Origin of the sequence: Micromonospora sp. NPDC050200 (assembly GCF_040656135.1) — a bacterium.
Classification (GTDB): domain Bacteria; phylum Actinomycetota; class Actinomycetes; order Mycobacteriales; family Micromonosporaceae; genus Micromonospora.
The window spans coordinates 1-4,909 of record NZ_JBFALG010000144.1 but is presented as its reverse complement, the minus strand read 5'-3'; the positions used below and the strand labels follow the sequence as shown (position 1 = coordinate 4,909).

General features: G+C 66.4%; 4 protein-coding genes. 3 read left to right on the top strand and 1 reads right to left on the bottom strand.

What is annotated here, in order from left to right:
- Positions 1-94: 94 nt before the first annotated feature.
- Positions 95-1,525 (top strand): NF041680 family putative transposase, encoded by a 1,431-nt coding sequence (locus tag AB0I41_RS34850; RefSeq protein ID WP_357115631.1) that lies wholly within the window; start codon positions 95-97, stop codon positions 1,523-1,525.
- Positions 1,526-1,881: 356 nt separating this feature from the next.
- On the opposite strand, the gene mraY is transcribed toward AB0I41_RS34850, so the two are convergent.
- Positions 1,882-2,985 (bottom strand): phospho-N-acetylmuramoyl-pentapeptide-transferase, encoded by a 1,104-nt coding sequence (gene mraY, locus AB0I41_RS34845; protein WP_357115628.1) that lies wholly within the window; start codon positions 2,983-2,985, stop codon positions 1,882-1,884.
- Between the two features lie 813 nt (positions 2,986-3,798).
- Between mraY and AB0I41_RS34840 the strand changes: the two genes are divergently transcribed.
- Complete coding sequence (locus tag AB0I41_RS34840) at positions 3,799-4,047, top strand: hypothetical protein (protein WP_357115625.1); 249 nt, start codon at positions 3,799-3,801, stop codon at positions 4,045-4,047.
- 175 nt (positions 4,048-4,222) lie between these two features.
- The gene (locus AB0I41_RS34835) at positions 4,223-4,630 is read left to right on the top strand and encodes a hypothetical protein (protein WP_357115622.1); all 408 of its coding nucleotides are present in this window, start codon (positions 4,223-4,225) and stop codon (positions 4,628-4,630) included.
- Positions 4,631-4,909: the final 279 nt, after the last annotated feature.

Sequence of the window (4,909 nt, the reverse complement as noted above, 5' to 3'; positions counted from 1 at the left end):
ACCTCTCACGCACTCATCCAGGCGATTCCCGCCTGTTGCAACTCATTCCGGGCAGCACGCTCCGCACTCAGAGCGTTGCGCGGATAGCCTCAGTGTGAACGATGCCGGTCGGAGTGCTGTGTTCGGGGAGTTGTCGGAGTTCCGGCAGGACTTTTACGCGTCGCTGCGCCGCCGGGCGGATGCCTTGTTCGAGCTGTCGGACGCGGTGTTGTGCACCGACGGGCCGGTCACGAGCCTGGTCGGGTTGTCCCTGGCAGCGGAGCATCACCGTGGTCACGGCGCGTTGTACGACGCGGTGAACAACGGGGTCGTCGAGGTGGATCGGTTACGGCGGGCGGTTATCGGGTTGCCGTTGCCTCGTGACCGGGACGGGCGGATCGTGTTGACGGTCGATGTCAGTGCGTGGTTACGCCCGGACGCCGGGACCGCGGCGGACCGCTCGTTCTGCCATGTGTACGGCCGTGGGCGCAATGCCGCGCAGATGATCCCGGGTTGGGCGTATTCGTTCGTCGCCGCGTTGGAGACCGGGCGTTCGAGCTGGACCGCGGTGCTGGATGTGGTGCGGATAGGGCCGCTCGAGGACGCCACCACGGTGACCGCCGTCCAGGTCCGTGACGTTATCGACCGGCTGCGTGAGCACGGGCGGTGGTGTGACGGCGACCCGCGGGTCTTGATCGTGTTCGACGCCGGCTACGACGTGACCCGTCTGGCGTGGCTGCTGCGCGATCTCCCCGTGGATCTCGTGGGGCGGCTGCGTTCGGACCGGGTCCTGTACTTACCCGCCCCGGTCCCGGTGCCCGGGCAGGTCGGACGCCCGGCCCGGCACGGCGGGGTCCTCGACCTCGACGAACCGGCAGGGCATCCGGACCCTGCCGTCGCCACGATCAGTGAGACCACCCGCTACGGTACGGCGTTCGCCGACGCGTGGGACCGGGCGCACCCGAGGCCGGCCCGCCGCAGCGGGTGGGCCGAGCATGTGGGACAGTTGCCGATCATTGAGGGCACCGCCATCCGGCTACGTGTGGACCGGCTGCCCGGAGAACGGCACCCGAAACCGGTGTGGCTGTGGGCCTCCGCGACGGGGCTGACCGCGTCCGAGGTGGATCGGATCTGGCAGGCGTACCTGCGTCGTTTCGATGTGGAGCACACGTTCCGGCTGTTCAAGCAGACCCTCGGATGGACCCGACCACGGCTACGGGATCCGCAGACCGCCGACCGGTGGACCTGGCTGATCATCGCCGCGCATACCCAACTACGGTTAGCCCGCGATCTCACCACCGACCTGCGCCGCCCCTGGGAACGTCCGCCGGCCAAACCCGGACGGCTGACTCCGGCCCGGGTCCGGCGCGGGTTTCGTAACATCCGCCCGAGACTCACCCAGCCGGCCGGTGCACCGAAACCCACCCGACCAGGCCCGGGACGCCCGCCGGGCTCCCGGAACAAGCACGTCAGAACACACCCGCCGGTCGGCAAGACCCAACACCAGAACGCGACAACCAACCACAACAAGCAACAAAAGGTTTAATCACAAGCTCAGGAATGGAAAGAGGCCCTGATCATCGATGTGATCAGGGCCTCTACCTGGGTGGACGATACTGGGATCGAACCAGTGACATCTTCGGTGTGAACGTCGATCTCGCCTGTCGCCAGTTCACAGCCGATACCACGTGATGTCGTCGCGTGCGCTCCAGCCGCCGCCGGAGGTCGCCCCGTGATGGATGACGGCAGACCTCTTGCTGACTTCTTGCTGACACAGCGACCGAGGGGTCTGGCCGCGACCGGCTTAGGCAATGCTGCTGCCAGACGCTGGCACCCCGGTGGGGAACCAGGCTGCCCGGCGGATCACCATCGGTGGCACAACACAGGCTTGTCGCGTGGCTTTTATCCAACGACCGCCAAGAAATCCGAGTAGAACAGGCCCAGGCCGACCGCCACGCAGACGCCGGCCACGATCCAAAACCGGACCACAATATTGACCTCGCTCCATCCGGCCAACTCGAAGTGGTGGTGCAACGGCACCATCCGGAAGACACGTCTACCGGTGGTCCGGAACGAGACGATCTGGATCACCCAGGTCGTCGTGATGATGACGAAGAGCCCGCCGATCATGATCGAAAGCAGCGTGGTGCGGGTTGCCACCGCGAGCCCGCCGATCAGGGCGCCGAGCCCGAGCGAGCCCACGTCACCCATGAAGATCCGCGCCGGGGACGTGTTCCACCACAGGAAGCCCACGCAGGCGCCGGCCGCCGCCGCCGCGATCATGGCGATCTCCAGGGGATCCCGGACCTGGTAGCAGTAGTCGTTCACGCGGGCGTACGCGTCGTCGGCGCACCAGTGCCGGTACTGCCAGAAGCCGATCAGCGCGTACGCGCCGAGCACCAGGATCGACGCGCCGGTGGCCAGGCCGTCGAGGCCGTCGGTGAGGTTCACGCCGTTGGACATCGCCGTGATCACGAAGACGATGACCATGACCGCGCCGACCTTGCCGACGTTCAGCCAGCTGATGTCGCGGATGAGCGAGATGTGCTCGCTGGCCACGGTCTGGCCGTTGGTGCTCGGCACGTAGAGCGCGGCGATGCCGAACCCGCCGCCGACGAGCGCCTGGCCGAGCAGCTTGCCTTTGGCGGACAGTCCGTCGGAGTTGCGCCGGAGCACCTTGAGGAAGTCGTCGAAAAAGCCGACCGCGCCGCAGAAGACGAACAGCCCGAGCAGCACCAGGGCCGTCATGGTCGGCCCCTCCTGCGCGATCTGCCGCTCGGGCAGGGTGGTCAGGGCAATATGCCCTGCGACGTAGGCGAAGACGGTCGCCACGATGAAGACGACGCCGCCCATCGTGGGCGTGCCCTTCTTGCCCTGGTTGCTGGCGAGCCCGATGGATCGGATCGGCTGGCCGGCCTTGAGCGCGGTAAAGACGCGAATCGCCACCGGCGTGCCGAACAGGGAGATGAGGAACGCGACCGCGGCCGCGACGATGACCGCCCTCACGGGCGAACCTCCACGAGATCCGGATATCTCACGGCGTCCCCACCGAGCTTCCAGATCAGCGCCTGACGTATCGACCTGAGCTGGCCGTGCAGATAGTCCTTAGCGAAATCATCGATCACGAGACACGAGCTTGCCATCCGACGGCGAGCGGAGCAGCCCTGGACCTCACAGAGCCGTGGTTCGTAACTCGCCGACACGGATCCGACGACGATCTTGCAGCGCCAGGCCCGAGGTTCAACTTGTGCCGAAGCGGCGGAGATAGCCCAACCGACGCGATCCCTTGTCGACTGTGGTGCGCGATGCAAGAGCCACCCTCTTCCGAGGGTGGCTCTTTTGCGTTACTTCGATGGTGGGCGATACTGGGATCGAACCAGTGACCTCTTCGGTGTTCTCTGGGAGGTCACGCCGACCCGCTCGCCGACATCACCGCAGGTCAGGGCGTCGTCCCCGGCCCGGCCTCGGTGAGCACTTCGGACGCGGTGACCACTTCGCCAACCTGCACCCAATCTGCACCCACCTGCAAGGCTTGATCACCGGCAAGTTCCTTACCGTCCTGACCTGCGGATACTCCCCTGCCAGGCGACATAGAACACCGTCGACTGCTACTCAAAACCGCTGAGCACTGCGTGTGAACTGGGACGCCGCACCGCCTCTGACCTGCGGAAACTGGAAGCTGCAGGTGGGAGCCGGTGCGGTTGAGTGCAGTTCAGCGCGGTTGGGTGCAGTTGCGGGCCGTTGAGCGCACCCCGCTGCTCCCATCCTGCTCCCCCATATCCCTGCGGGTCGCCGTGTCCAAACCGGATCACTAGTCCGATGTCCTTCCTGGCGGCCACGGACGAAGTCTCGGTACTCGCCGCCTATTACCGCGAAGTTCACCCACCGGTCCAGGATCGCGCCAGCGTGGCAGCGGGCAGCGGGCAGCGGGCGGCTCAGGACCTTGCGAGCCCGGCGGGCGCGCTGGCTGGTCACCGTGTAAAACATGGCCAGTCGCCGTGCACCGAACTGGACGACGAAAGCTTCTTCGCGCGCTCATTCCTTCTCCCTGCTGGAGACAATCGTTGAGGGCCTGCGAGACGACTCGCCTCGCCCGGCAGATGAATGCTGTTGATTCTGCGCGGTCCGCAGGTGGCTCTGTCGCTACCGGGGGTCGTCTTCGCTGTCGAGTCCTGTGGGCAGGCGGAGCGGCGCGGTGGTTAGGCTGTACGGATGCAGGGGGCGGTGTTCTGGAGCGACCTCGATGGCTAACGCCGGCGACGTCCGTCACCTGGCGCTGGCGCTGCCTCACGTGGTCGAGATCGACAGTGACGGCTTCGACTTCCGGGTCGCCGACAAAGGCTTCGTCTGGTCCTACCCCGAGCGCAGACCCGGTACGTCGCGCCTCATCCGGACCGATATCGCGGTGCTATACGTCGGGGACGAAGCGGAGAAGCAGGCGCTACTCCTCGGCGAACCCGAGCTCTTCTTCACCACGGCGGCCTATGACGGGTTGCCCTTGGTCATGCTGCGGTTGACGCAGGTAAGCGTCCATCGTTTGAAGGAGCTCGTCACCGACGCGTGGCGCATGCGTGCCCCGGACTCGCTCGTCGGTGACCTCGATGACGGCACCGACTCGTTGAGCCCAGATCTGAGCAGAGCCGATCAGTAGGTCAGGTAGCGCTCCTCCCCGCAGGCGGAGCCTTCGGAAGGCCGCTCGATCACTGTCCGCGCCAGCCGCAGCACGGTCACGCATCCCGTACGCTCCGCAGCCATGAGCGCGGTCGCGCCGACCGGCGTCGGCCGGCGGCGGCGCCCGGCCAGGTCGTGGACGACCCGGGGCGGGCTTTGTTCGTACGGAACTTGTCAAGGCCGGTGAGGCCAGCGGGTGTTACGCCGCTTGTGGCATTGGTTGATCGTCGGCTGCTGGTTCGGGTGGGTTGATCCAGAC